Annotated in this window: 28 protein-coding genes, 2 tRNA genes and 1 pseudogene; 18 read left to right on the forward strand and 13 right to left on the reverse strand. The window is 61.5% G+C overall.

Annotation, left to right across the window (positions count from 1 at the left end; genetic code table 11):
* The first annotated feature begins 328 nt into the window (after positions 1-328).
* From KM031_RS12385 to KM031_RS22700, 4 genes and pseudogenes are all read left to right on the forward strand, one after another.
* Positions 329-1,180 (forward strand): HamA C-terminal domain-containing protein, encoded by an 852-nt coding sequence (locus KM031_RS12385; protein WP_260691936.1) that lies wholly within the window; start codon positions 329-331, stop codon positions 1,178-1,180.
* Positions 1,177-3,306: a DEAD/DEAH box helicase gene (locus tag KM031_RS12390; RefSeq protein WP_215507446.1), complete on the forward strand. Its 2,130-nt coding sequence runs from the start codon at positions 1,177-1,179 to the stop codon at positions 3,304-3,306. The genes KM031_RS12385 and KM031_RS12390 overlap by 4 nt, the downstream gene beginning before the upstream one ends.
* Positions 3,307-3,787: 481 nt before the next feature.
* Positions 3,788-4,093, forward strand: coding sequence for a hypothetical protein (locus tag KM031_RS12395; RefSeq protein WP_215507444.1), 306 nt, complete (start codon positions 3,788-3,790; stop codon positions 4,091-4,093).
* A gap of 19 nt (positions 4,094-4,112) precedes the next feature.
* A pseudogene (locus KM031_RS22700) lies at positions 4,113-5,150 on the forward strand (recombinase family protein); the annotation flags it as partial.
* Between the two features lie 493 nt (positions 5,151-5,643).
* On the opposite strand, the gene KM031_RS12400 reads toward KM031_RS22700, so the two are convergent.
* The 13 genes from KM031_RS12400 to murA all read right to left on the reverse strand — a co-directional run bounded on the left by KM031_RS12400 (position 5,644) and on the right by murA (position 14,155).
* Positions 5,644-5,719: transfer RNA gene (locus KM031_RS12400), tRNA-Phe, on the reverse strand.
* 78 nt (positions 5,720-5,797) lie between these two features.
* Positions 5,798-5,965 carry a DNA gyrase inhibitor YacG gene (locus tag KM031_RS12405; protein WP_215507442.1) on the reverse strand — a complete coding sequence of 56 codons (168 nt, stop codon included), beginning with the start codon at positions 5,963-5,965 and terminating at the stop codon, positions 5,798-5,800.
* Positions 5,962-7,014 (reverse strand): ribonuclease E/G, encoded by a 1,053-nt coding sequence (locus KM031_RS12410; protein ID WP_215507441.1) that lies wholly within the window; start codon positions 7,012-7,014, stop codon positions 5,962-5,964. Before KM031_RS12410 ends, KM031_RS12405 begins: the two co-directional genes overlap by 4 nt.
* On the reverse strand, positions 7,011-7,589 hold the full coding sequence (locus KM031_RS12415; RefSeq protein WP_215507440.1) for a Maf family protein: 579 nt from the start codon (positions 7,587-7,589) through the stop codon (positions 7,011-7,013). Before KM031_RS12415 ends, KM031_RS12410 begins: the two co-directional genes overlap by 4 nt.
* Before the next feature lie 60 nt (positions 7,590-7,649).
* Complete coding sequence (infA, locus tag KM031_RS12420; protein ID WP_054301515.1) at positions 7,650-7,868, reverse strand: translation initiation factor IF-1; 219 nt, start codon at positions 7,866-7,868, stop codon at positions 7,650-7,652.
* A gap of 102 nt (positions 7,869-7,970) precedes the next feature.
* A complete protein-coding gene (locus KM031_RS12425) occupies positions 7,971-8,852 on the reverse strand; it encodes a carbon-nitrogen hydrolase family protein (RefSeq protein WP_215507439.1) in 882 nt (293 codons plus the stop codon).
* A 30-nt stretch (positions 8,853-8,882) separates the two neighbouring features.
* Positions 8,883-9,464 carry a GNAT family N-acetyltransferase gene (locus KM031_RS12430; protein ID WP_215507454.1) on the reverse strand — a complete coding sequence of 194 codons (582 nt, stop codon included), beginning with the start codon at positions 9,462-9,464 and terminating at the stop codon, positions 8,883-8,885.
* Positions 9,464-9,862: a ketosteroid isomerase-related protein gene (locus KM031_RS12435; RefSeq protein WP_215507438.1), complete on the reverse strand. Its 399-nt coding sequence runs from the start codon at positions 9,860-9,862 to the stop codon at positions 9,464-9,466. Before KM031_RS12435 ends, KM031_RS12430 begins: the two co-directional genes overlap by 1 nt.
* Before the next feature lie 129 nt (positions 9,863-9,991).
* The gene (locus tag KM031_RS12440) at positions 9,992-10,417 is read right to left on the reverse strand and encodes an arsenate-mycothiol transferase ArsC (protein ID WP_246567333.1); all 426 of its coding nucleotides are present in this window, start codon (positions 10,415-10,417) and stop codon (positions 9,992-9,994) included.
* 62 nt (positions 10,418-10,479) lie between these two features.
* Positions 10,480-10,959 carry a UPF0262 family protein gene (locus KM031_RS12445; protein ID WP_215507436.1) on the reverse strand — a complete coding sequence of 160 codons (480 nt, stop codon included), beginning with the start codon at positions 10,957-10,959 and terminating at the stop codon, positions 10,480-10,482.
* Positions 10,959-12,266, reverse strand: a complete 1,308-nt coding sequence (hisD, locus tag KM031_RS12450) for a histidinol dehydrogenase (RefSeq protein ID WP_215507434.1) — start codon at positions 12,264-12,266, stop codon at positions 10,959-10,961. The genes KM031_RS12445 and hisD overlap by 1 nt, the downstream gene beginning before the upstream one ends.
* 144 nt (positions 12,267-12,410) lie before the next feature.
* Positions 12,411-12,887 (reverse strand): DUF2948 family protein, encoded by a 477-nt coding sequence (locus KM031_RS12455; protein ID WP_215507432.1) that lies wholly within the window; start codon positions 12,885-12,887, stop codon positions 12,411-12,413.
* Positions 12,887-14,155, reverse strand: a complete 1,269-nt coding sequence (murA, locus tag KM031_RS12460; protein ID WP_215507431.1) for a UDP-N-acetylglucosamine 1-carboxyvinyltransferase — start codon at positions 14,153-14,155, stop codon at positions 12,887-12,889. Before murA ends, KM031_RS12455 begins: the two co-directional genes overlap by 1 nt.
* A gap of 339 nt (positions 14,156-14,494) precedes the next feature.
* Between murA and KM031_RS12465 the strand changes: the two genes are divergently transcribed.
* The 14 genes from KM031_RS12465 (at position 14,495) to KM031_RS12530 (ending at position 24,686) form a co-directional block, all read left to right on the forward strand.
* Positions 14,495-14,569, forward strand: a tRNA-Thr gene (locus tag KM031_RS12465).
* 151 nt (positions 14,570-14,720) lie between these two features.
* A complete protein-coding gene (gene pqqA, locus KM031_RS12470; RefSeq protein ID WP_215507429.1) occupies positions 14,721-14,822 on the forward strand; it encodes a pyrroloquinoline quinone precursor peptide PqqA in 102 nt (33 codons plus the stop codon).
* 13 nt (positions 14,823-14,835) lie between these two features.
* A complete protein-coding gene (gene pqqB, locus KM031_RS12475; RefSeq protein WP_215507427.1) occupies positions 14,836-15,723 on the forward strand; it encodes a pyrroloquinoline quinone biosynthesis protein PqqB in 888 nt (295 codons plus the stop codon).
* A complete protein-coding gene (gene pqqC, locus KM031_RS12480; protein WP_215507425.1) occupies positions 15,720-16,460 on the forward strand; it encodes a pyrroloquinoline-quinone synthase PqqC in 741 nt (246 codons plus the stop codon). Before pqqB ends, pqqC begins: the two co-directional genes overlap by 4 nt.
* Positions 16,460-16,726 carry a pyrroloquinoline quinone biosynthesis peptide chaperone PqqD gene (pqqD, locus tag KM031_RS12485; protein WP_215507423.1) on the forward strand — a complete coding sequence of 89 codons (267 nt, stop codon included), beginning with the start codon at positions 16,460-16,462 and terminating at the stop codon, positions 16,724-16,726. Before pqqC ends, pqqD begins: the two co-directional genes overlap by 1 nt.
* Positions 16,719-17,807 (forward strand): pyrroloquinoline quinone biosynthesis protein PqqE, encoded by a 1,089-nt coding sequence (gene pqqE / locus KM031_RS12490; RefSeq protein ID WP_215507452.1) that lies wholly within the window; start codon positions 16,719-16,721, stop codon positions 17,805-17,807. The genes pqqD and pqqE overlap by 8 nt, the downstream gene beginning before the upstream one ends.
* A 63-nt stretch (positions 17,808-17,870) precedes the next feature.
* Positions 17,871-18,740: a PaaX family transcriptional regulator C-terminal domain-containing protein gene (locus tag KM031_RS12495; RefSeq protein WP_215507421.1), complete on the forward strand. Its 870-nt coding sequence runs from the start codon at positions 17,871-17,873 to the stop codon at positions 18,738-18,740.
* A gap of 181 nt (positions 18,741-18,921) precedes the next feature.
* Positions 18,922-20,127 (forward strand): 3-oxoadipyl-CoA thiolase, encoded by a 1,206-nt coding sequence (gene pcaF, locus KM031_RS12500; protein WP_215507419.1) that lies wholly within the window; start codon positions 18,922-18,924, stop codon positions 20,125-20,127.
* 16 nt (positions 20,128-20,143) lie between these two features.
* Complete coding sequence (paaA, locus tag KM031_RS12505) at positions 20,144-21,142, forward strand: 1,2-phenylacetyl-CoA epoxidase subunit PaaA (RefSeq protein WP_215507416.1); 999 nt, start codon at positions 20,144-20,146, stop codon at positions 21,140-21,142.
* Positions 21,143-21,214: 72 nt separating this feature from the next.
* Entirely contained in the window at positions 21,215-21,499 is a 285-nt protein-coding gene (gene paaB / locus KM031_RS12510) for a 1,2-phenylacetyl-CoA epoxidase subunit PaaB (RefSeq protein ID WP_215507414.1), read from the forward strand.
* Positions 21,499-22,254, forward strand: coding sequence for a 1,2-phenylacetyl-CoA epoxidase subunit PaaC (gene paaC, locus KM031_RS12515; RefSeq protein ID WP_215507412.1), 756 nt, complete (start codon positions 21,499-21,501; stop codon positions 22,252-22,254). Before paaB ends, paaC begins: the two co-directional genes overlap by 1 nt.
* A 5-nt stretch (positions 22,255-22,259) precedes the next feature.
* The gene (paaD, locus tag KM031_RS12520) at positions 22,260-22,784 is read left to right on the forward strand and encodes a 1,2-phenylacetyl-CoA epoxidase subunit PaaD (protein ID WP_215507411.1); all 525 of its coding nucleotides are present in this window, start codon (positions 22,260-22,262) and stop codon (positions 22,782-22,784) included.
* Positions 22,785-22,818: 34 nt separating this feature from the next.
* Complete coding sequence (gene paaE, locus KM031_RS12525; RefSeq protein WP_215507409.1) at positions 22,819-23,895, forward strand: 1,2-phenylacetyl-CoA epoxidase subunit PaaE; 1,077 nt, start codon at positions 22,819-22,821, stop codon at positions 23,893-23,895.
* A gap of 20 nt (positions 23,896-23,915) precedes the next feature.
* Positions 23,916-24,686 carry a Phenylacetic acid catabolic protein gene (locus tag KM031_RS12530; RefSeq protein ID WP_215507407.1) on the forward strand — a complete coding sequence of 257 codons (771 nt, stop codon included), beginning with the start codon at positions 23,916-23,918 and terminating at the stop codon, positions 24,684-24,686.
* Positions 24,687-24,740 lie beyond the last annotated feature (54 nt).

The following is a 24,740-nucleotide window of genomic DNA, read 5'->3' on the forward strand; positions in this document are numbered from 1 at the left end:
CGCAGATACCAGCTTGAATCACGTTCAGAGCGCCCCGTGAATCCCTTTTGTCAACACGGCCTAAAGGGAGAAACTTCGAACCGGGTGTTTGTGGAGCTTGCATAGTGGAACCTGCAGCTTGACTGGAGCGAGCACAGCTCGAGATAAACAGCAACGACCACCGACCTCGACCTCGACCTCTAACTGCAGGAGCAAAATAATGTAGCAAGCTTCGTATGCAACTTCAGGCATGCTCCAGATACCACGCTGGTCCGCCTTTGCGCACCCGCCACAACATCTTGCGGTAGAATTCGCGCGCGCATACTCGGCGAATGAGTGCATCAATTGTGTGAGCAGTTTGTCGAGCATCCCAGACCCGTTTCTTGAAATCCGCTGCACAACCGTGCTTGGCGATCACACTGCCTATACGCTTTGTGCGGGGTACGAAGGCGACGAGTGGCGGGCAAAAAAGCTCGCCGCTCACATTTTTGCATGGCTTCCACAGGTAGCCCTTGACCAAACCCGTCGAGATACCTTCGACACGGGGAACTGGCATGAACGCGTTGAACTCGCGGCCGCACACATCTACCGGACCAAGAAGACTTTGAGCCGAGGGGAGATCGGTGAAATACTCCTGCATATCGCGTGTGTTCAACAATTCAATACCCTTCCGGTCTTGTGCAAACTGGTCTTGAAGACTAGTCACAATGACACCGTAAAAGGATTTGACGCGGTTCACGTCGTTTACACAGGAGACCAGATTGAATTTTGGCTCGGAGAGTCAAAATTTTACAAAAACCCGACTGCCGCAATAAATGACGCGCTGAATTCAATTCGCAATCACCTTCTACCAACATTTCTCGACACCGAGAAGGCAATGATCTACGGCCATATACCCGCAGACTTTCCAAAAGCCGATGAGATTCGAAAATTTTTTCACAGAAATACATCCAGCGACGAGCTGATTAAAAGATCGGTTGTACCAGTTTTAATATGCTATGAAAGCAAGTCGGTAGCCAGCTCCAAGAAGCTAACGGCTGAATATTCAGAGGCACTAACCAAAGAAATAGCAACACTTCATAATGAATTCATCTCCAAAGGGCTTGATATAAAAATCACAATTCAACTTATTTTTATTCCAATGCACTTGAAGACGGTACTGATTTCGCACTTTGACAAGATGCTGGAGGCATTCGCGTGAATTCACTCGAAATTTTGCGAAATCTTAGCTCCGAGAGAATTCTCACGGGAAATGAAGTTTTCGATGCTATTCTTGAGGCGAGCATCGTCAGTTCGTCACGTCGATATGAAAATCCGTGCGCCCTCGAAATTTCTATAAGATTGCTGGATGCAAGCGAGAAAGGTCAAATTCCATATGGTTGTCACGACGCTATTGAGCACTTGGCTGAAGAATGTGGATTGTACCCGTATGTAGCCCTCGAAAATCTGAACACTTTGCGTTCCGCCGCGATGGAAGCATTTGCGGTGCAACTTGACAATAAAATCTATCTTCATGCCAAACAAATGGAAGTCCTAACCCACCTTGAGGCGGGCGAGAATATCGCTCTCAGTGCCCCCACAAGCTTTGGAAAGAGTCTTGTGGTTGATGCCTTCATAGCGACCAGCAGACCAATCTGCACAGTAGTAATCGTTCCAACTATCGCCCTAATTGATGAGACTCGACGCAGGCTGGAAAAGAATTTCGGCGATATGTACCAAATCATATCGAAAAGATCAGATATTCGAAAGTCCGATCAAGCTATATTTGTCCTGACACAAGAGCGATTTCTCAACAGAGAGGACATAGATAACATAGATTTTCTCTTCATCGACGAATTTTACAAACTTGATCCACGTCGTGATGACCATCGACATCGCGCTCTCAATGTCGCACTATATCGTGCCTTGCGGATATCAAAGCAATTCTTTCTGGCCGGTCCTCACATAGCGCATCTAAACGCAGGTCCCGTTTGGAAGGAGCGAATTCTTTTTATGAGATCAGAGTATCAGACTGTTACAGTGAACACGATTGACCGCTCCAACTTGGATCAAAGACTTCCCTCGTTCATCTCAGACCTGCGCGGCGTAGAAGGCCAGCAATCTCTAGTGTATACAAGATCACCGGGTTCAGCCCGGAAACTAGTCAAAGAACTTCTGGTCAACGAAATTCATTTCGATTCTCCGATGGGCGTTGAAATCTCAAACTGGCTTAAGGAAAACTTCCACGGCGAATGGTTTTTGGCCGACGCATGCAAGCATGGAATCGGAGTGCATCATGGTAAAATTCCCCGATCAGTCGCTCAGTTTTTTGTTCAGCTTTTCAATGATGGCGAGCTACCAGTTATGATCTGCACTTCAACTCTCATTGAAGGTGTAAATACGTCTGCTGAGAATGTTTTTATTTATGACAATGAAATAAACTTAACGCCGCTGGATTACTTCTCATTCGCGAATATTCGCGGGCGGGTGGGGCGGATGATGAAGCACTTTGTGGGAAAGGTCTATCTTTATTATACACCTCCAAAGCACACGGACCTCGGCGTCGACATACCTGTACTCTCAGCCCCTGATGAATCAGATGATTACATCTTGATAAACTACGATACGGAACAACTTAGCGATGCGGGGCGAACTAGGCAGTTATCATTGCCTCTCAAGTATGATTTGAGCGTAGATACGTTAAAGATGTTTGGTCATTTTGGGGCTGACGTTCTGAGTGATGTAAAAAAAGAAGTTCGGAAGATTCTTTTGGACCAACCTCATCGCTTGGAATGGTCTGGATATCCGGATTACAATCAAAGGATTACTGTTTGTGAACTAATCCGCCCGCTTCTTAATTCAAAAAGTGATAGAACGGTTCGCCTTTCCGCGAAGCAGACAGCTTGGGCTTGGGGTAAGTTACTTAAACTTCCAAATCTAGGCAGCTTCCTCCTCTGGTTTCAGACTACATTTTCTAGTGACGAAGTGCAGGATGGCATAGAACGTGCATTTGAATTCTTGGGATCATGTGAATTTAATCAGGCGACATCTGTAGCGGCGGTGAATGCTCTAATTCTTGAGATCAATCCCAACTTTAAGGCTGGATACAGCTTCTTTGCTTTGCAGCTTGAATCATGGTTTCGCCCTCCTTGGATGAAAGAGCTTGATGAGATGGGCATACCGGTTCCGCTGTCAGAACGCTTGTTGCGTTATTTGGGTAGGCCGGACGACTATGCGGCAGCCCTTTCAGCTATTGCAAGCCTGCCCATAGATGAAATCAAGGGCCTCTCGTCTATTGACAGGCTGTTGATTCGCCGAGCAACGACAGCTCAAAGCCGCCTTGCATGAGCTTAACGGCGTCTACCTCGAGTTTCGGATTTGTCTGTGGTGTGTTCAGGCTCCGGCTAACGCAAGGCAAGCCACAAAATATTCTGGAAGATGTTCTCCTTCCAACGTCTATGCTGCTACGGTCAATTTTTGGATATCAATAGGACGTTTCTGGTACTTGCTCGCATTAACACGACCCAGCCCATCTAGCACAATTTCTCCCCGATTCTCGCAATTATAAATCACATTATGTAATTCATATTGACTGCAGGAAGCGCAATGGCACATCAGGAATGTACCATTTTATTTTACTTGCATCATTTTTGGAGAATAATGCTAGCAAGTTGATGTAGTTGGCGCAAACAGATGTGCCATTTTCTGGGGCGGGCCAATGTCATTTACTCTTACACAAGCAAAGCATTGATTTTGATTTATAATTTGAGAACATAGCCTCAAGCCAAATCGATCCGCGATGAGGCGTTTATGTAAGGAGGGTTCGAAAATGACTTTGCTCCACGAAGCCGAAATCAAAACCACGCGGCCTATGAATGTAATTGCGCAGCACCGCCCCCACGGACACGTGGAAATCGATACCGAGCACTATCAGGCACTTCTCGACGGTAGCGATTTGAATGCGAAGCAGAGGACCGACTTCCTTGCAGCGCTGTGGTCGGTGATCGTCGCCTTCACTGATCTTGGTTACGGCGTACACCCCCTTCAGCACGCTTTACCGGGCCTCACCATCGGAGAAGACCTGAATCGCGAAATCATTCGAACCATCGAAGAATTCTGGCGCGACGCCGCCTGATCATTACAGAGGAATCCCAATGCTTGACCGCCACCCCAAAATTGTCCGCAAGAAGTGCGTCATTTACTGCCGCGTATCATCAACGAAACAGACCAGCGACGGAGCCGGACTGACCAGTCAGGAACAAAGCTGCCGCGAGTATGCTGAACGATGCGGCTACGACATCCTCGACGTTTTCACTGACGTGATCTCGGGCAAGTACGCGGTGCGGCCCGGCATGAACGCGCTGATTGCCTATCTTAAGAGCGTGAAGGCCCATGAATACGTCGTCGTCTTCGACGACGTATCCCGCCTTGCCCGGGACGTTGGTGCATATACTGAACTGCGCGGGAAGATCACATCGCTCGGTGCGGTCTTGGAAAGCCCTAAGCAAAAATTCGGTGAGGATTCGAATTCACGCCTCATCGGTAACATCATGATGTCGGTTGCGTCTCATGGTCGCGAAAGCAACGCTGAACAGTCTCACAGCCGTAGCATCGCACGCATGAAGACTGGCTACTGGGTTTTCCGTGCACCTCCCGGATACCGCTACGAGAAGGCGCGCGGCGGCGGTAAGACACTCGTTCGTGATGACCCCGTCGCATCTATCTTGGCAGAAGCACTCAATGGTTTTGCAACTGGCCGATTTCAGTCTCAGGCTGAAGTGAAACGGTTCCTCGACACCAAGGCCGAGTTCCCGAAAGACTATCAGGGCACCGAGGTCCGGTTTGACCGTGTCACTTTCCTGCTAAGACATGTAGCCTATGCCGGGTACGTCGAGAAAGAGGATTGGGGAGTACCTCTCACCAAGGCAGTCCATGAGCCCCTCATCTCGTACGATACCTACCTCATAATTCAGGATCGCCTGAATGAAAGGAACGTCGTACCTGCTCGCAAGGACATTGATCAGGACTTCCCGCTTCGTGGCTTCCTTGTCTGCGACTCCTGCGGGCGTCGACTGACGGCGTGCTGGTCACAGAGCCGTACGGGCAAGAAGTACCCTTACTACCTGTGCCATTACCGCGACTGTGCCGAAAAGGGCAAGCCGATCCGTAAGGACAAGATCGAGGATGTTTTCAGCGATCTTCTGAAGGCGGTTGTGCCCAATCAAAATACTTTCGAACTCGCCGAACGCATGTTCAGGGATGCGTGGGACCGTCGCTCTGCTCAGTCAAAGGACGAGCAGCAAAGGCTTCGAACCAAAGCCAATCAGATTGAAAGGGAAGTTGAACAACTTCTCGAACGAGCCTCGCGAACCAGCAACGATTCCGTCGCCGAGGCATACGAACGTAGGGTGGCGGAACTGCAAGCCGAGAAGGTCAAACTAGCTGAGGAGACAGACAAACTGGACGCTCCTGCGGTCAGCTTCGACAAAATGTTCGAACTCGCGATGCGCTTCCTCGCAAACCCTTATGAAATCTGGAAAAAGGGAGGATTCGTTGTCAAGCGAACTGTACTAAGATTGGTTTTCGCCGCGCCCCTCGCGTTCAGTCGAAAAGAAGGCCTTCGAACCGCAGAAACCACCTATCCGTTCAAGGTCTTACACTACATCTCAGGGATGGATTGTAAAATGGTGCCCGGAGACGGATTTGAACCGCCGACACGCGGATTTTCAATCCGCTGCTCTACCAACTGAGCTATCCGGGCATCCTTGGCGTGATGCCGTTTGGTGGGGCGGTATTAAGCGAGGGCGTCGGGGCTGTCCAGAGGGATTTCGGAAAAAAGTCAGTGCTTCGGCGTTTCTTGTGGTGCGGGATCGTCTTCTTCCTGCGCCGGGCCGGGGATAACATAACTGCCCTTGAGCCAGCGGCCCAGATCAATGTCGGCGCAGCGGCGCGAACAGAAGGGACGGTATTTCGGATCGCTGTCCTTCTGGCAGATCGGGCAGCTCATGGGGCTGCTCCGATCAGTTCGGCCAGAGGCAGGCGGTCGCGTTTGCGCACCAGTTCGTAAAGCCCGAGATTGGTCCAGCCTGACAGGCTGGTCTCCGAGGCTTCGCCCTTGAACGCCGCGCGCAGCACCTGATCCAGCACGGCGCGGTCTTTCTTCGGCATCGGCGCGAAATCGACCACGACCTGCCCGCCCAGCCCACGCAGGCGCAGCTGGCGCGGCAGGTCGCGGGCGGTGGCGATATTGGCCTTCAGCGCCGCCGCAGGCGTGGTGTCATTGCCGGTGTTCACATCCACGGCAACCAGCGCGCGCGTGGGTTCGATATAGGCATGGCCGCCACCGGGCAGGGTGATGCGGGGCGACAGCAGATCGTCCAGCAGCTCTGCCACGCCATGATCGGCAAAGCTGCCTGCGCCCTCGGCCACCTCATCTGGGGCCGGGTCGGTCCAGTCGCGCCAGGCCTGTTCATGGGCGCTGGCCCCCTCCACCAGCAGTTCCGGGCCGCCCTTGATATCGGCCAGAACCGCCGTGGCGAGATCGCGCATGGCCAAAATGTCTTCGGCAATCTCGGCCTCGTCCGCTGTCTCGCAGGCAGAGCGCAGGATCAGGCCCAGATCGGCGGCAGCGCCCTCCATTCCGGCTTCGGCAAGGGCGGCCAGATCGGCGCGCAGATCCTCGTCGCGGATGCGGCGGCTGATGTTGCGCCCCGGCGCGCCGGGGGTGATGATGGCGAACTGGCTTTTGAACAGGATGCGGGTCGAGACCGGCAGGGCCTTGCCCGGTTCGGCGGCCCCGGTCAGCTGCACCAGCACGGCCTGTCCGGGGGCAAGCCCCGACACCTGCCGCAAAAAGCCGGACTGGCCATCGGGCAGTTTGACAAACACACCGCCCTGGCCCTTCATCGGCCGATCCACGATGCCACGGAAAATCGCGCCGGGCAGGGGGGCGTCACCCACCGGATCCACGGCCAGATCTTGCAGAACGCCATCCACGACCAGCGCTGCGGCATCCCGCCCTGCGATCTGATCCAGCACGATTACGCGGCCCTTCATGCGTCACCTCTGTAAATGGGATAGCCGGCTGCGGCTAGCAATGCGGCGGTTTCCGCCACGGGCAGGCCAACGACGCCGGTGAAAGAACCGGAGATCCAGGGGATGAATGCCCCGGCCAGCCCCTGAATCGCATAACCACCGGCCTTGCCCTGCCATTCCTGGCTGGCCAGATAGGTGTTCAGCTCCAGATCCGACAGGCGCTTCATCTTCACATCGGTGACGACCTCGCGGCACCAGATGCGCGGGCCGCGCCGCACGGCAACAGCGGTGATCACCTGATGGCGGCGCCCGCCCAGCAGCGTCAGGAACGACGCCGCTTCGGCAACATTGGCAGGTTTGCCCAGAATGCGGCGACCCAGCGCCACGGTGGTATCGGCGCAAAGCACGACATCCTCGTCGCCCGCCACCACGGCCTGCGCCTTTTCCCGGGCCAGCCGCGCGCAATAGGGGCGCGGCAGTTCGGCCTTCTTCGGGTCTTCGTCAATGTCAGGGGGCAGGATGGCATCGGGTATGATGCCGAGCTGCGCCAGAAGATCCTTCCGGCGCGGGCTCGCAGATCCGAGGATCAGGCGCATGGCAAGTCTCCGCGTGGGGTGTCCCGAACACCGGGGTCCACGGTTCGGGCCGCGCTCACGTTATTTGAAGCGATAGTTGATGCGACCCTTCGACAGGTCATAGGGGGTCATTTCAACCTGCACCTTGTCGCCAGCCAGAACACGGATGCGGTTCTTGCGCATCTTGCCTGCCATCGTCGCGATCAATTCATGGCCGTTTTCCAGCTCGACCTTGAATGTCGCGTTCGGCAGGAGTTCCTTCACGACACCGGGGAATTCGAGCAGTTCTTCCTTGGCCATGTTCACTCCAATAGGGTTTCGCCCGCGTCCAAGCGCAGGCACCGGCGGGTAAATGCGCCTGTTCCCCCAATAATTCAAGGGCAAAAACGCAAAGGGTACAATTCAGGCGCGCGTCACGCCCGCGTCGATGCGTGCGGCCTGTTCTGCCCAGTGCAGGGTATTGAGCACACCACCGTTGCGGCGCACCTCTGCAATGGCTGCGCGCGAGATGTCGGCATAAGCCCAGCCGGGGGTATTGAGCGGGGTCTGCGCAAAGATGCCATCCTCGGGGAATCCTGCGTCGGGCGGGCCATAGATGGCGGCAGAGCCCACATTTTCATCCACCGCCGGGCAGAAATCGCACAGGCCGACGGTGGGCGCATGGATCACGACGCACTGATTCTCCAGTGCGCGCGCCATGGATCCCACGCGCACGCGGGTAAAGCCACGGAACGTATCGGTGCAGGAGGGCACCAGCAGAATCTCGGCCCCGGCCTCGATCAGGGCACGCGACAGCAGGGGGAATTCGCTGTCATAGCAGATCATCACGCCAATGCGGCCAAGTGGTGTGTCAAACAACGTCAGCCCCTGACCGGGAGCGACGAACCATGTTTCCCGCTCGAACCGGGTCATGATCTGTTTGTCCTGATGGCCCAGAATACCCTGCGGACCATAAAAGGTGGCGCGGTTCACCGGGCGGGACTGGTCTGCCAGAAACACCGGGGCCGACGCGCCGAGGATATGCAGACCATGCTGCGCTGCCAGCGCGCAGTAAATCGCGTCGACGCGGGGCTGCCAGCGGGCGACCTCGTGCAGACAGGCTTCCAGATCGGCGGCGATGGCAGGGCCGCCAAGGCTTCCCAACTCCATCGCGCCATATTCGGGAAACACCAGAAGCTCTGCCCCGGCCCCCGCCGCTTCGCTTACCCAGGCGGTGAGCTTCGCCTCGAAACCGGCGAAATCGGCGAAGAAATCAAGCGGATAGGCTGCGGCGGCAACTTTCATCGGTGGCTCCGGCTGGTAAGGGGGCGCGCGTTACAGCGCCCGCATCCAGAATTGCAGCGGCTTTCTGGTTTCTTCGGCGTCGCCCAGATCTTTCCAGGCAAATTCGGCCATTACGCCCGGCAGCGGCGCATAGCCCCGCTTCTGCCAGAACGCATCATTGGTGCGAAAGCTGGCCGGGCGCATCGGATGGCTGTCGGGGCGTTTGACCGAACAGAAGGCGACATGGCTGCGCCCCAGCGCGCGGGCATGGGCCTCGCGCGCGTCAAAGAAACGATGCCCCAGCCCCTGACCACGATAGGCGGGCAGCAGCACGGATTCGGCACCGTAAAAGATCGTCTCCAGCGGCAGGCCAAGGGCCGCGAGCGGGGCCGCGAAATCGGCGGCGTGATCCTCCATCGGGGTTCCGGTCGAGGCGCCGATCAGCCGCGTGCCATCAAAGGCGCCGACCAGCAGGGCACCCGGACTGTCGCGGTAGGTTTGCAGATAGTCCCGCTCATAGGCGAGCGTGCCATCGTACAGATAAGGCCATTCGCGGAACACAGTGATGCGCAGCCGGGCCACATCGTCCAGCGCTGCATCCAGCGCCGCGCCGGTCAGGGTGCGGGTCTCGATCACTTCGAAACCTGTGCGATCCAGTCGTTGAGGTTGTAGAAGGTGGTGACGCGCGCAATCTTGCCGTCCTGAAGATCGAAAAACGCCCCGGCGGGCAGGATATAGGTCTGGCCCTTTGCCTCGGGCAGGCCGGGGTCGGTTTGCAGATATTCGCCATGCACCACGAATTCCGCCGCGCCGCGCGTGCCATCCTCGTTCACGAAGATCACCATATCCTTCAGCTGTTCGCGGTAGCTGACCCCCATATGCGAGCAGAATTCGGCGAACTTCTCGCGCCCGAACCGGATCGCGCCTTCATTGACGCGATGCTCGATGCCATCCGTGACGCAATCGAGCATGCCCTGCGCGTTTCCGGCGTTGAACGCGGCATAATAGGCTTCAAGGGTGGCGCGGGTCATCGGCATCTCCGTTTTGGCAGGGGCGGGGCGTTTCCCCGCGCGGCGCTTCATGTCTGACATGGTTTCGGGCGCGCGGCCAAGGCCCTCACAGACATCTGGTGGGCCTTTTGCGACCTCGGCCAAACGCCCTCAGGCCGCCGCGTCGGCAGAGCTGTTTTCTTCGGGTTCTGTCGGCGGACCAAAGCGGGCAATCATCCGCTCGCGGATCTGATCACGGGCCTGCCGATACGAGGCAAGCTTGGACTCGCGGCTTTCACCAAGGCCAGTGGGATCGAGGATCGGCCAGTATTCCACATCGAGATGAAAGAACCGGGTCAGTTCCAGCGCCATGCGCTGACTGGCGGGGGACAGGGCGATGATCAGGTCGAACTGGCTGAGATCATCGCCCCATTCCTGCATCTCTTCGAACGAGCGCGAGCGGTGGCGGCCCAGTTCGATGTCCAGCTCCTTGCAGACGGCAATCGAAAAGCCGTCAATCTCCATGTCATTATGCACCCCGGCCGATTGCACATAGGCGCGCTGGCCGTAGAATTTTTTCATCAGCCCTTCGGCCATGGGCGAACGCACGGCATTGTGGTCGCAACAGAACAGAACCGAGGAGGGAAAACCGCTCAAGATCAGCCCCAGTGCAACACGCAGATCAGGGTGAACAGGCGGCGGGCGGTATCGAGATCGACATCGGCCTTTCCGGTCAGCCGTTCCTGTAACACACGCGCCCCCTCATTGTGGATGCCGCGCCGGGCCATGTCGATCGCCTCGATCTGGCTGGGGGGCAGACGCTTCACCGCGTCGAAATAACTTTCGCAGATCTGGAAGTAATCCTTCACCACCTGCCGGAACGGCCCGAGCGACAGATGAAACTCGCCCAGCCGCTCTGCGGATTCCGAGGCGATGTCAAACACCAGCCGGCCTTCGCGGATGGCCAGCGCCAGCCGGTAGGGGCCATCCGGCACCGCGCGATCCTCGCGTTTGGGCAGGGCAAAGCTGTTGTCTTCCAGCAGATCAAAGATGGCGACGCGGCGTTCCTGTTCGATTTCCGGCGTGGCGGCTTTCAGCCCGCGCTCGTCGATGTCGATATGGCAGATGCGGTTCGTCATCAGTGCGTTCCGTTCAGACGGTTGAGGCGGGCGCGGACCGACAGCCCATGCGCTTCGAGGCTTTCAGAAATGGCAAGGCGCTCCGCTGCCGGGCCGATGGCGGCCAAGGCTTCCGGGGTCATCTTGGCAAGGGTCGTGCGCTTCAGAAAATCCATGACAGAAAGACCTGACGAAAACCGTGCCGAACGGGCGGTAGGCAGAACGTGGTTCGGGCCGCCAACGTAATCGCCGATGGCCTCCGGTGTCCAGCCACCAAGGAAGATCGCCCCCGCATGGGTGATCCGGGCGCTGAGCGCATCAGGGTCGGCCACGCAAAGCTCCAGATGTTCGGGGGCGACGCGGTTCGACAGGGCGGCGGCCTCCTCCAGATCGCGGGTCACGATGACCGCGCCGAAGTCACGCCAGCTTGCACCGGCAATGGCGCGCCGCTCCAGCGTTTCCAACCGCTTTTCCACTGCCGCAGTCACGGTGCGGGCATAGGCGGCATCGGGGGTGATCAGGATGGATTGGGCTGATTCGTCATGCTCGGCCTGGCTGAGCAGATCCAGCGCGACCCAATCGGGATCGGTGTCGCCATCGGCAATCACCAGAATCTCGGACGGGCCTGCGATCATGTCGATGCCCACCTTGCCGAACACGCGCCGTTTGGCGGCGGCGACAAAGGCATTGCCGGGGCCGGTGATCTTGTCGACCGCAGCGATGCTGTCGGTGCCATAGGCCAGCGCCGCAATCGCCTGCGCGCCGCCGATGCGGTAGATCACATCGACCCCGGCGATCTGCGCCGCCAGCAGCACCAGCGGATTGACCACCCCGCCCGGTGTCGGACAGGCGATGGCCAGCCGCGCTACCCCCGCCACCTTGGCCGGAATGGCGTTCATCAGCACCGAGGACGGATAAGAGGCAAGCCCGCCCGGCACATACAGCCCGGCCGCCGAAACCGGCGTCCAGCGCCAGCCGAGCTGCGCGCCATTGTCCTCTTGCCACATCTGGTCTTCGGGCATCTGGCGCGCGTGATAGGCGCGGATGCGCGTAGCCGCCAGTTCCAGCGCGGCGCGGTCCTCGGCCGAGACCTTGGCCACTTCGGCGGCAATCTCGGCGGCGGTGAAGGCCAGCGTTTCGGGTGTCAGCTCCAGCCGGTCGAACTTCGCCGTCAGTTCGATCACCGCCGCATCACCACGGGCGCGCACATCGGCGATGATCGCCGCGACCGTGGCATCCACATCCGGGCTGTCCTCGCGTTTCATGCCCAGAAGGGCGGTGAACGCCGCCTCGAAGCCGGCATCTTGGGTGGTGAGGAAATGCGGCATGGCGGGCCTCCGGTCTTGTGTTGGGGGAGTGATAGCCGCCTTGGGCTGCCGTCTCAAGCGTCGAAGCCCCGGGGCGCTGCCCCGGACCCCGGGATATTTTGGCCAAGATGAAAGCGCATTTTATCTTGGTTCAAATATCCATCTTCAGGGGCCGTGATCGGGGGCCTTGCGCGACGGCGCAAGATAGGGGCGCGTGACGTCGCGCAGGGTGACATCCAGCGTCTCGACATCCAGTGCAATCGCGCCGTCGCCTGCCAGCGTCAGGGTCAGTGTGCCGGTGCCATCCGCGCCCGGCGCAAAGCTGATATCCAGCAGCGACAGGATCGTGCTCTGTGCGGCCCGGTCGATGCCTTGGCTGCGCACCGCCAGCACATCGCGGATCAGCAGCCCGGCGCGCACCCGTTCATAGCCCCGGCCCGCGCGATCCGCCGTCTCGCGGTCTTCCCAGCGGAAGCGGTTGAGCAGCAGCGCGAATTCCCGGCGCTGCCGCTGATAGGTCATCTCCGTGATGGGAAACACCGCGTCTTGAACAAGGGCGGCGAGGATCTTGAGATCCTCGGCATCCTCGGCCCCCAGATACAGGGGCGATTCGGCCCCGTCTTCAAAACGCGCGTCAGCCATCAGCCCTTGATCCTTTCGATCTGGGCGCCGCAGGCTCCCAGCTTGTCTTCGACATGCTCATATCCGCGGTCGAGGTGATAGACCCGGCTGACCACGGTTTCGCCTTCGGCGGCAAGACCGGCAAGGATCAATGAGACCGAGGCGCGCAGATCGGTGGCCATCACCGGCGCGCCACGCAGCCGTTCAACGCCGGTCACGGTGGCATGGCCGCCATGCACGTCGATCTTTGCGCCCATGCGGATCAGTTCCGGCGCGTGCATGAAGCGGTTCTCGAAGATCTTCTCTTCCAGAACGCTCGTGCCCTCGGCGGTGCAGAGCAGCGCCATCATCTGCGCCTGCAGATCGGTCGGGAAGCCGGGGAAGGGCTCTGTGGTCACGTCGACCGCCTTGACCCGGCCATTCTTGCGCGCCACTTTCAGGCCGCGTTCGGTTTCGGTCACCGAAATCCCGGCCTGATCCAGCTTTTCCGCAAAGGCCCCGACCAGATCGAGTCGCCCGCCCAGACATTCCACCTCGCCGCCGCAGATCGCCGGGGCCAGCATATAGGTGCCCAGTTCGATGCGGTCGGTCACCACCGGATGCGTGGCCCCGCCCAGCCGGTCAACGCCCTGAATGGTGATCGTGCTGCTGCCCTCGCCCTCGATCTGCGCGCCCATCCGGCGCAGGCATTGTGCCAGATCAACGATTTCCGGTTCACGCGCGGCGTTTTTCAGCACCGTGGTGCCTTTGGCCAAGGTGGCGGCGAGCAGCGCGTTTTCCGTCGCGCCGACCGAGACGATCGGGAATTCGACCACAGCGCCCTTCAGTCGCCCGCCCGGCGCCTTGGCATGCACATATCCGTCGCGCAGATCAAGCTCGGCCCCCATCGCCTCTAGCGCCTTCAGGTGCAGATCGACCGGGCGCGCGCCAATGGCGCAGCCGCCGGGCAGCGACACGATGGCATGACCGTCACGCGCCAGCATCGGCCCCAGCACAAGGATCGAGGCGCGCATCTTGCGCACGATGTCATAATCCGCCGTATGATTGTGGATGTCATGCGATGACATCGCCAGCACCTTGCCGCCTTGCAGGCTGGAGACTTCGGCCCCCAGCGATTGCAGCAGTTGCGTCATGGTGCGGATGTCCGACAGGCGCGGCGCATTGGTCAGCGTCAGCGGCTCTTCGGTCAGCAGCGTGGCCGGCATCAGCGTGAGGCAGGCGTTCTTCGCCCCTGCGATGGGAATCACCCCGTTGAGCTCGCCACCGCCACGCACCAGAATCGAATCCATCGTCCCGCCTCATTCTTTCTCGTTATTGTTCACGTCTGTGTCGGCCTCTTCCCCAGAGCGCCGCGCGCGGGTCTGTGCCTTGCGTTTGGCCATATTGGCTTTCAACGCGGCTTTCAGCCTGTCTTCGCGCGTCTTTGCGCCGCCAGACGGCCTCTGCGCAGCTTGCGCTGCGGGCCTGTCAGGGCTGGTGCCATCGGACCGGGGCGGGGGATCGGAGGGTGACTTCATGCAGCCTTCTGTAACGCAGGTGCAAAAAAGGGTCCAGATTGCGCTTGCACCCCGCTGAGAATGCGTCTAATCAGCCGCCACGCCGGGCGGGAAGCCGCCGACGCGCAGGATGCTGTGGTAGCTCAGTGGTAGAGCACTCCCTTGGTAAGGGAGAGGTCGAGAGTTCAATCCTCTCTCACAGCACCATCCTTTGCCATGAAAAACAATGATTTGGTCGCACCCTGCGGGCTATTTGCCCGATCCGCCACCAAGGTCTGATTTCCGAGTTGCGCATTCTTGCCTAACCTCTGTTGCAGGGGCCGCGTGGCCCTGTCAACGCAAGGGAGGAGAGACGAACATGGCCTGGAAAAAACCTGTCGTGAAGCAGATCGCCTGTGGCATGGAGATCAACATGTATGGCCCCGCCGAGGATGACCGCAGCGGCGGCGGCGTGATCTGAGCCGACGGGCGCGATGATCATCAGGACGCTCGGGGCTGGTGCGGGCGGTGGGCTGCCGCAGTGGAACTGTGGGTGCCCTCAATGCCGGGCAGCGCGGGCCGGCGAGATTGCGGCGATGACGCAATCTTCGCTGGCGCTGTCGGCAGATGGGCAGGCGTGGGTGCTGCTCAATGCCTCGCCTGATCTGCGCCAGCAACTTGCGGCCACGCCTGCGCTGCATCCACGCGGGCTGCGCGACAGCCCGGTGGCCGCTGTTGTTCTGACCAATGCCGATGTGGATCATATCGCCGGGTTGCTGAGCCTGCGGGAAAAGACGCCGTTCCGGCTGTTTGCCACCGCATCGACCCTGACGGTTCTGGCCGAAAACGCGGTGTTTGCGGTGCTGGATCCTGCGCTGGTGACGCCGGTTGCCATCACGCTGGATCAGCCGTTCTGCCCGCTGCCGGGGCTGGAGATCATCGCCTATGCCGTGCCGGGCAAGGTGGCGCTGTATCTGGAAGGGCCCGAGGTCGAGACGCGGGCGATGGGCGAGCAGACCATTGGTCTGCGCATCGTGCAGGGCGGTCGGGTGCTGCATTACCTGCCGGGCTGTGCCGATCTGCCCGACTGGCTGTGTGACCGGCTGACCGAGGCGGATCTGCTGCTGTTTGATGGCACGGTCTGGGCCGATGACGATATGCAGCGCTCTGGCACCGGGGCAAAGACCGGCGCGCGCATGGGGCATCTGGCGATGTCGGGGCCGGAGGGCAGCCTTGCGCGGTTGGCGGGGCTGACCGCCCGGCGGGTCTATACGCATATCAACAACACCAACCCCGTTCTGCTGCCGGGCGCGCCGGAACGCGCCGCCCTGTTTGCCGCCGGATGGGAGCTTGCCGCTGATGGCATGGAGATCGTGTTATGACGGAACTTTCGCTCACCCGCGCCACGCTGGAGGCGCGTCTGCGCCAGATCGGCGTTGACCGCTATCACGACAAACATCCCTTCCATCACCGGCTGCATTCCGGCCACTGCACCATGGAAGAGGTGCAGGCCTGGGTGATCAACCGCTGGTATTACCAATCGCGCATCCCGATGAAGGACGCGGCCTTTCTGTCGCGCTGCACCGATCCGGATCTGCGCCGCATCTGGCGATCGCGGATCAAGGACCATGACGGCGGGGAGCATGAGGGTGGCGGCATCCGGCGTTGGCTGAAACTGGCCGAGGGTGTGGGGCTGGACCCCGATTATGTCGCCTCGGGGCGCGGCGTGATGCCCGCCACCCGCTTTGCGGTGGAGGCCTATATCCGCTTCGTGCGGGACGAGCCGCTGATTGCGGCCATGGCCGCCTCATTGACCGAGATGTTCGCGCCCGCGATCCATACGGCGCGGATCGAAGGTCTTCTGGCGCATTACAGCTTTGCCAATCCGACCACGGTGTCCTATTTCCGACACCGGCTGGGCGAAGCGCCAAAGGATGTGGCCTTCACGCTGAACTGGGTGCTGGACCGGGCGCTGACCCGCGCCGACCAAGAGGCCGCCCTTGGCGCGCTGACCTTCAAGACCGAGGTGCTGTGGGCGCAACTGGATGCGCTGTGGCATGGCTATGTGGCGGGCAATATCCCACCCGGTGCCTGGCGACCCGGCGAGGGGCAGCTGTGATGGCCCTCATCCCCCGGCTGCCGCGCGGCGTGCGCCTGCATCAGGATCGGGTGCGCGGCGTGCCGGTGCTGCTTGGCCCCGAACGGGCGTTGATCCTGGACGAGATCGGTGCGGCGATCCTGGCCGAGCTGGACGGCGCGGCGCTGGACGAGATCGTGGCCCGGCTGGCAGTGCGCTATGACGCGCCCGTGGCCGAAATCGGCGCGGACGTGCGGGACTTTCTGGATGATCTTCAGGCGCAGCGACTGGTGGATTACCATGCGTGACGCGCCGCCTTCCGCCCCGCCGATTGCGCTTCTGGCCGAGCTGACACATCGCTGCCCGCTGGCCTGCCCCTATTGTTCCAACCCGCTGGACCTGCTGGCGCGCGAGGCAGAGCTGGACACCGATGCCTGGGCGCGGATCTTTGATCAGGCGGCAGCGCTCGGGGTGTTGCAGGTGCATCTGTCGGGCGGAGAACCCGCCTCGCGCCGGGATCTGGAGGCGCTGGTGGCGGCGGCGCGGCGGGCCGGGCTTTATGTCAACCTGATCACTTCGGGCATCGGGCTGACCGAGGCACGGCTGGACGCGCTGGAGGCAGCGGGCGTCGATCATGTGCAATTGTCGCTGCAAGGGGTGACGGCGGCGATGGCTGATCGGATCGGCGGTTACAAGGGCGGTTATGACCGCAAGCTGGCCATCGCACGCTCGATCACGGCGCGCGGCCTGCCGCTGACGCTCAACGCGGTGATGCACCGCGAGAATATCGGTGATCTGCGGCAGGCGATTGATTTTGCCGCCGATCTGGGCGCGCGGCGGATCGAGGTCGCCTGTGTGCAGTTTTACGGCTGGGCGTTGAAGAACCGCAGCGCATTGCAGCCGACCCGCGCGCAGGTCGACGAGGCCAAACGTGTGGTAGAAGCCGCCCGCCCGCAGTATCACGGGCGCATGGTGCTGGATTTCGTGCCGCCCGATTACTACGCCGATTACCCCAAGGCCTGCATGGGCGGCTGGGGTTCGACCGGGCTGAACATCGCGCCGGATGGCACGGTGTTGCCCTGCCATGCGGCGGCGACGCTGCCGGGGCTGGTGTTTCCCAAGGCGACCGAGGTGCCGCTGGCCGACATCTGGTATCGCTCTGCCGCGTTTGACGCCTATCGCGGCGAGGACTGGATGCAGGAGCCGTGCCGCAGTTGCGACCGCCGCCACATCGACCATGGCGGCTGCCGCTGTCAGGCGCTGGCGCTGGCGGGCGATGCCCGCGCCGCCGATCCGGTCTGCCGTCATTCGGCGCATCGCGGCGTGGTCGACCGGCTTCTGGCCGATGTGCCGGTGGGCGACAGCCCGGCCTTCGCCTATCGGCGCTGACGACGGCGGTTTGACAAGACGCCTGCGCGCCGCTTAGGTCTGGCCCGGATGGCAGGGGTGGGCATGACGCAGACCGACAGCAGGGAACAGGGCCTGATCGCAACGCTGCTGGCAGCGGTGCCGTTGCGGGCGACGGCGATGATCGTCACGATCTATGGCGATGTGGTGGTGCCACGTGGCGGGGTCTTGTGGATGGGCGCGCTGGTCGAGATCTGCGCGGCCCTTGGCATCAGCGAAACGCTGGTGCGCACGGCGGTGTCGCGTCTGGTGGCGGCGGGGCAACTGGTGGGCGAGCGCGTGGGGCGGCGCAGCTATTACCGTCTGGCCGAGGCGGCGGGGCAGGAGTTCGCGGCAGCGGCACGGTTGCTTTATGGCCCGGCATCCGATGCGACAGGCTGGATGATTCACCATGCGCCGGGTCTGGCCGATGACGTGATCCGTCGCGCGGGGCTGGCGCGGATCGGGGCCGACCTCTATCTGCGGCCCGCGCATGACGGGGCGATGGCCGTGCCCGGCCTCGTCTTCCGCGCCGAGGTGGCGATGGGCGGCGCGGATCTGCCCACCTATGTGGCAGGTCTCTGGCCGCTGGACAGCCATGCCGCTGGTTATCACGCAATGATTGCGCAGTTCCGCCCGGTTGCCACATGGCTGGCGCAGGGCGGCGCGCTTGGCCCGGCGCAGGCGCTGGTGGCGCGGCTGTTGCTGGTCCATGCCTATCGTGGCGTTCTGTTGCGCGACCCGCGCCTGCCGGTGGCCGCACTGCCTGCTGACTGGCCCGGCGCGGCGGCGCGGGCGCTGTTTGCACAGCTTTATCCGCTGCTGTCGGCGCGGGCTGATTCGTATGTCGGCGCCCATTTTGACGGCGGCAGCGGGCTGTTGCCTGCCCAGACGCCGCAAACGCAGGCGCGGCTGCGGACACTGGCCGAAGGCTGACCGGAGATAAATACAAGAAAATGAATACTTTTTCACGGTGCGTCTGCCGCAACGGTAAAAGCATCACATAAATTGCAATAAATCTCTTTATTGCGTGATGCTTTGGCGCTATACGTTGACCGATCGGTTGGCGAATTGGGAGATGCGCCAGCCTCAGCAGACACACGGGAGGACAGCGCGCATGTCGGAAGCTTTCATCTGCGACGCGATACGCACACCCATCGGGCGCTATGGTGGCGCGCTGGCCGGGATCCGGGCCGATGATCTGGCGGCGCTGCCGCTGAAGGCGCTGATGGCGCGCAATCCGCAGGTGGACTGGACGCAGGTGGATGACCTGATCTTCGGCTGTGCCAATCAGGCGGGCGAGGACAACCGCAATGTGGGCCGGATGGCGGTGCTGCTGGCGGGTATGCCCATCGGCGTGCCGGGCACCACGGTCAACCGGCTCTGCGGCTCGGGCATGGATGCCGTCGGCATGGCGGCGCGGGCGATCCGGGCTGGGGATTGCGACTTTGTCATCGCAGGCGGCGTGGAAAGCATGACCCGCGCCCCCTTCGTGATGCCCAAGGCCGAGACCGCCTTTTCGCGCAGCACGGCGGTCTATGACACGACGATTGGCTGGCGCTTTCCCAATCCGGCGCTGAAAAAGCTTTATGGCACCCATTCCATGCCGGAAACGGCGGATAATGTGGCGGCGGATCACGGCATCAGCCGCGCCGATCAGGATGCCTTTGCGGCGCGCAGCCAGGCGCGCTGGGCGGCGGCACAGGCAGCCGGGCGCTTTGGTGATGAAATCGTGCCGGTGAGCATCGCGCAGAAAAAAGGCGATCCGCTGATCGTGGACACCGACGAACATCCGCGCCCCGGCACCACGGCAGAGCAGCTGGCAAAGCTGCGCGGCGTGAATGGCCCCGATCTGACGGTGACGGCAGGCAATGCCTCGGGGGTCAATGACGGCGCGGCGGCACTGGCGATCTGCTCGGCCGAAATGGCCCGCGCGCAGGGCCTGACGCCCAAGGCCCGTATCGTGGCCATGGCGGCGGCGGGGGTGGAGCCGCGCGTGATGGGCGTTGGCCCGGCCCCTGCGGTGCGCAAGGTTCTGGCGCGCGCCGGGCTCACGCTGGACCAGATGGATGTGATCGAACTGAACGAAGCCTTCGCCGCGCAGGCGCTGGCCGTGCTGCGGGATCTGGGTCTGCCCGATGATGCCGCGCATGTGAACCCCAATGGCGGCGCGATTGCCCTGGGGCATCCCCTCGGCATGTCCGGCGCGCGCCTTGTCACCACGGCCATGTACCAGCTGCACCGCACCGGCGGGCGCTATGCGCTCTGCACCATGTGCATCGGCGTGGGGCAGGGCATCGCTCTCATCATCGAACGCGTCTGAACAGGGAAAGCCAGCCATGTATGCACAGCTTGTGAAATCCGAAGGCGCGAAATCGCGCGACGAGATGACCCCGGAAGAAATCGCCTTTCAGGAGCGGATCGACCGGGGCGAGAAGATCGAGCCGAAGGAATGGATGCCCGAAGGCTATCGCAAGACGCTGATCCGTCAGGTCGGCCAGCACGCCCATTCGGAAATCGTTGGTCAATTGCCCGAAGGCAACTGGATCACCCGCGCGCCTACGCTGGAACGCAAGGCGATCCTGCTGGCCAAGGTGCAGGACGAGGCGGGGCATGGGCTCTACCTCTATTCTGCCGCCGAAACGCTGGGCGTTTCGCGCGATGAGCTGCTGGAAGCACTGCATTCCGGCAAGATGAAATATTCGTCGATCTTCAATTACCCGACGCTGACCTGGGCCGACATGGGCGCGGTGGGCTGGCTGGTGGATGGGGCGGCGATCATGAATCAGGTGCCGCTGCAACGCACCAGCTATGGCCCCTACAGCCGCGCGATGATCCGCATCTGCAAGGAAGAAAGTTTCCATCAGCGGCAGGGCTACGACATCATGATGAAGATGTGCGCAGGCACGCCCGAACAGAAGGCGATGGCGCAGGATGCGCTGAACCGCTTCTGGTATCCGGCGCTGATGATGTTCGGCCCTTCCGACAAGGACTCGGTCCATTCCGCACAGTCGATGGCGTGGAAGATCAAGATGAACACCAATGACGAACTGCGCCAGAAATTCGTCGATCAGACGGTGCCGCAAGCGAAATACCTTGGCCTGACCGTGCCGGACGACAATCTGGTGTGGAACGAGGAAAAGGGCGGGCATGATTTTTCGGAACCCGACTGGGCCGAATTTTACGATGTGATCGCTGGCAATGGCCCCTGCAATGCCGAACGGCTGGGCGCGCGCGTCACCGCCTGGGAGGAGGGCGCTTGGTTCCGGGAGGGGCTGGTGGCCCATGCCCGTAAGGCCGAGGCGCGGCGCACCAGCGCAAGACACGCCGCCGAATGATCTGACCGATGTTTCGGGGGCGTGCCGTCCCCGACCCTAGCCAAATTACCCAAGCTTTGGGAGGAGAACCCGATGTCCAGCGAATGGCCCCTCTGGGAGGTCTTCATCCGTGGTCAGCATGGTCTGAACCACCGTCATGTCGGCAGTCTGCACGCCCCGGATGCCGAAATGGCCATCCTGAATGCGCGCGATGTCTATACCCGCCGCAATGAGGGCGTGTCGATCTGGGTGGTGAAATCGAATGACATCACCGCCTCGTCGCCCTCGGAAAAAGGCCCGCTGTTCGAGCCGTCGAATGCCAAGGTCTATCGTCACCCGACCTTCTTCACGATTCCCGAAGAAGTGGGGCATATGTGATGACCCAGGCGGCTTTGGTGGAATGGCTGCTGAGGACGGGCGACAATTGCCTGATCCTGGGCCATCGCGTGTCGGAATGGTGCGGCCACGCGCCGGCGCTGGAAGAGGATATCGCGCTGGCCAATACCGCGCTGGATCTGATCGGCCAGACGCAGTTCTGGCTGGGCCTTGCGGGCGAGGTCGAGGGGCAGGGGCGCAGCGCCGATCAGATCGCGTTTCTGCGTGATGCAGGCGCGTTCCGCAATGTGCTGCTGGTCGAGCGCCCGAATGGTGATTTCGGCCATACGCTGATGCGGCAATTCCTGTTCGATGCCTGGCATCTGGAATTGCTGCGCGCCCTGACCGGATCCGCCGATCCGCGCGTGGCCGAAATTGCGGCCAAGGCGCAAAAGGAAGTGGCCTATCATCTGGAACGCTCTGCGGATCTGGTGATCCGGCTGGGCGATGGCACTGATGAGAGCCGCCGCCGGATGCAGAAGGCGCTGGACACGCTCTGGCCCTATACCGGCGAATTGTTCCTGTCGGACGAGGCGGACCGGGCTGTGGCCGAGGCGGGCATTGCGCCGCTGCCGGATACGCTGAAACCGGCATGGGATACCGTGGTGGCCGAGGTTCTGGCGGAGGCGACGCTGACCCTGCCGGGCGGCAGCTATCAGCACAAGGGCGGCAAGCGCGGTGTGCATACGGAACATCTGGGCTTTCTTCTGGCCGAGATGCAGTTTCTGCAACGCGCCTATCCCGGCGCGGTCTGGTAAGCGCGATGCAGGCCGCCGCACATCCCCCGGTGGACGAGATCTGGCGCTGGCTGGCCGAGGTGCCGGACCCGGAAATCCCGGTGATCAGCCTGACCGATCTGGGCATCATCCGCGCGGTGGAATGGCAGGAGGATACGCTGGTTGTCACCGTGACACCGACCTATTCGGGCTGCCCCGCCACCACGGTGATCAATCTGGATATCGAGACCGCCTTGCGCACCCATGGCATCCAGAAGCTGCGTCTGGCGCGGCGCCTGTCTCCGCCCTGGACAACCGACTGGATCAGCGCCGAAGGCCGCGACAAGCTGCGCGCCTATGGCATCGCGCCGCCGGTGGATGGCACGGCGGCGGATGGCCGCCTTGTGGCGCGGGCCAGCCGTTTGGCAGGCGGGGCCAATCTGGTCATCACCTGCCCGCGCTGCGGATCGAACCATACCGAAAAGGTAAGCCAGTTCGGCTCTACCCCCTGCAAGGCCAGCTACCGCTGCACCGACTGTCTGGAACCCTTCGATTATTTCAAATGCATCTGACGATGCGCCCGACCCTTATAGGCAGGAGCCCGAAATGGCACGCTTCCACCCCCTGAAGGTCACCGAGGTCCGCCGCGAAACGCGCGATGCGGTGGTGGTGACCCTCGCCCCGCGCGATGAGGATCGCGCCCTGTTCGATTTCACCCAAGGCCAGTATCTGACCTTCCGCCGCGCCTTTGACGGCGAAGAACTGCGCCGGTCCTATTCCATCTGCGCGGGCCGCGATGAGGGGGTTCTGCGCGTAGGCATCAAGCGCGTCGAGGGGGGCGCCTTCAGCACCTGGGCCAACGAGAATCTGCGCCCCGGCGACGAGATCGAGGCGATGCCGCCGATGGGCAAGTTCTTCACCCCGATCGAACCGGCGGCAGACAAGCATTACCTTGGCTTTGCCGGCGGCTCGGGCATTACTCCGCTGCTGTCGATCATCAAGACGGTGCTGGCGCGCGAACCGAAGGCGCGGTTCACGCTGGTCTATGCCAACCGCCAGATCAGCAGCATCATGTTCCGCGAGGATCTGGAGGATCTGAAGAACCTCTATCTGGGGCGGTTCTCGGTGCTGCATGTGCTGGAAGCCGAGGCGCAGGAGATCGAGCTGTTCACCGGACGGATTGATGCGGCCAAGATGGCGGCGCTGTTCCAGCGCTGGATTGACCCGGCCTCGGTCGACACCGCCTTCATCTGCGGGCCGGAGCCGATGATGCTGGCGATTGCCGCCGCGTTGCGCGACCACGGGCTGTCCGATGCGCAGATCCGGTTCGAGCTGTTCGCCAGCGGCCAGCCGGGCCGCGCCAAGGCCAAAACCGTCTCGAAAGCGGCACTGGAGGCAGGCAATGCCACCCACGCCACCGTGACGATGGATGGGGCGACCCGCAGCTTCGAGATGCCGAAACAGGGGCAAAGCCTGCTGGATGCGGCGCTGCAAGCCAATCTGGATGCGCCCTATTCCTGCAAGGCCGGGGTCTGCTCCACCTGCCGCTGCAAGGTGCTGGAGGGCGAGGTTGAAATGGCCGTCAACCATGCGCTGGAAGATTACGAAGTGCGCGCGGGTTATGTGCTGAGCTGTCAGGCCTTCCCGCTGAGCGACAGGCTTGTCGTCAGCTACGACGAATGAGCGGGACGAGGGAGGAAACCATGTCCGACACGACCAATCCCGATACGATGCCGCTTGAAGACTATCTGGCGCAGGGCGGGGTGCTGACAGCGCCCGGCAATGTGCCTGCCCGCTATCGCGGCGAGCTGATGCGGCTGATGGCGTCCTTTGTGGACAGCGAACTGGCCGGATCGGCGGGTTTTGCCGATACGATCAACGCGGCCCCCGGCATCAAGCAGCGCATTGCCGCCAGCCGGATCACGCTGGAAAAGGCCGATCACGCCGAACGGGTGCTGGCGGTCATGGGCAGTTTCGGCACCGATACCGACCGCTATCAGGTGCAGCATGACTGGGCGGCGCGGGTGGCGCGCGATGCCGATCTGGGCGCGGTGCGCACGGGCGGCGACATGCGCCTCTCGGTGTTCCATTACCCGTTGCAGGGCTGGACCGATGCGGTGGTGATGAACGTGCTGATGGGGCTTGCGACTGGCGTGCAACTGGCCGAACTGGCCCGCGTTTCTTATGCGCCGCTGGCCGAGGTGTTCCGCGCCATCGCCCCGCGTGAGGCGCGCCATGCCGAACTGGGGCTGGAAGCGCTGGCACAGATTGCCACGACCGACGATGGCCGGGCCGCGGCGCGCAAAGCCATCGCCTATTGGCAGCCGCGCGTGGCCGCGACCTTTGGCAACGCCGGATCGGCGCGTTATGCGACGCAGGCCCGCTTTGGTCTGCGCCACACCCCGAACGAGGCGCTACTGGCAGAGTGGACGGCGCTGGTTGCCGCTCGTCTGACCCCGCTTGACCTGATCTGAGTGCAGACCGGCGCGGGCGGATTACCCCGGCGCCGGTCCTGTTCTGACCCCGAT

This window comes from Gemmobacter fulvus (assembly GCF_018798885.1).
GTDB lineage: Bacteria > Pseudomonadota > Alphaproteobacteria > Rhodobacterales > Rhodobacteraceae > Gemmobacter > Gemmobacter fulvus.

Bases quoted from the DNA above. Each gene is read 5' to 3' on its own strand.
- pcaF (WP_215507419.1), top strand. From the start codon at position 18,922: ATGTCGGAAGCTTTCATCTGCGACGCGATACGCACACCCATCGGGCGC.
- paaD (WP_215507411.1), top strand. From the start codon at position 22,260: ATGCAGGCCGCCGCACATCCCCCGGTGGACGAGATCTGGCGCTGGCTG.
- KM031_RS12425 (WP_215507439.1), bottom strand. From the start codon at position 8,852: ATGAAAGTTGCCGCCGCAGCCTATCCGCTTGATTTCTTCGCCGATTTC.
- KM031_RS12415 (WP_215507440.1), bottom strand. From the start codon at position 7,589: ATGCGCCTGATCCTCGGATCTGCGAGCCCGCGCCGGAAGGATCTTCTG.
- KM031_RS12530 (WP_215507407.1), top strand. From the start codon at position 23,916: ATGTCCGACACGACCAATCCCGATACGATGCCGCTTGAAGACTATCTG.
- pqqC (WP_215507425.1), top strand. From the start codon at position 15,720: ATGACGGAACTTTCGCTCACCCGCGCCACGCTGGAGGCGCGTCTGCGC.
- hisD (WP_215507434.1), bottom strand. From the start codon at position 12,266: ATGCCGCATTTCCTCACCACCCAAGATGCCGGCTTCGAGGCGGCGTTC.
- pqqA (WP_215507429.1), top strand. From the start codon at position 14,721: ATGGCCTGGAAAAAACCTGTCGTGAAGCAGATCGCCTGTGGCATGGAG.
- KM031_RS12435 (WP_215507438.1), bottom strand. From the start codon at position 9,862: ATGACCCGCGCCACCCTTGAAGCCTATTATGCCGCGTTCAACGCCGGA.
- KM031_RS12440 (WP_246567333.1), bottom strand. From the start codon at position 10,417: ATGGCCGAAGGGCTGATGAAAAAATTCTACGGCCAGCGCGCCTATGTG.
- paaA (WP_215507416.1), top strand. From the start codon at position 20,144: ATGTATGCACAGCTTGTGAAATCCGAAGGCGCGAAATCGCGCGACGAG.
- pqqE (WP_215507452.1), top strand. From the start codon at position 16,719: ATGCGTGACGCGCCGCCTTCCGCCCCGCCGATTGCGCTTCTGGCCGAG.
- paaE (WP_215507409.1), top strand. From the start codon at position 22,819: ATGGCACGCTTCCACCCCCTGAAGGTCACCGAGGTCCGCCGCGAAACG.
- paaC (WP_215507412.1), top strand. From the start codon at position 21,499: ATGACCCAGGCGGCTTTGGTGGAATGGCTGCTGAGGACGGGCGACAAT.
- KM031_RS12395 (WP_215507444.1), top strand. From the start codon at position 3,788: ATGACTTTGCTCCACGAAGCCGAAATCAAAACCACGCGGCCTATGAAT.
- infA (WP_054301515.1), bottom strand. From the start codon at position 7,868: ATGGCCAAGGAAGAACTGCTCGAATTCCCCGGTGTCGTGAAGGAACTC.
- KM031_RS12410 (WP_215507441.1), bottom strand. From the start codon at position 7,014: ATGAAGGGCCGCGTAATCGTGCTGGATCAGATCGCAGGGCGGGATGCC.
- KM031_RS12495 (WP_215507421.1), top strand. From the start codon at position 17,871: ATGACGCAGACCGACAGCAGGGAACAGGGCCTGATCGCAACGCTGCTG.
- pqqD (WP_215507423.1), top strand. From the start codon at position 16,460: ATGGCCCTCATCCCCCGGCTGCCGCGCGGCGTGCGCCTGCATCAGGAT.
- KM031_RS12455 (WP_215507432.1), bottom strand. From the start codon at position 12,887: ATGGCTGACGCGCGTTTTGAAGACGGGGCCGAATCGCCCCTGTATCTG.
- KM031_RS12445 (WP_215507436.1), bottom strand. From the start codon at position 10,959: ATGACGAACCGCATCTGCCATATCGACATCGACGAGCGCGGGCTGAAA.
- KM031_RS12405 (WP_215507442.1), bottom strand. From the start codon at position 5,965: ATGAGCTGCCCGATCTGCCAGAAGGACAGCGATCCGAAATACCGTCCC.
- paaB (WP_215507414.1), top strand. From the start codon at position 21,215: ATGTCCAGCGAATGGCCCCTCTGGGAGGTCTTCATCCGTGGTCAGCAT.
- pqqB (WP_215507427.1), top strand. From the start codon at position 14,836: ATGATCATCAGGACGCTCGGGGCTGGTGCGGGCGGTGGGCTGCCGCAG.
- murA (WP_215507431.1), bottom strand. From the start codon at position 14,155: ATGGATTCGATTCTGGTGCGTGGCGGTGGCGAGCTCAACGGGGTGATT.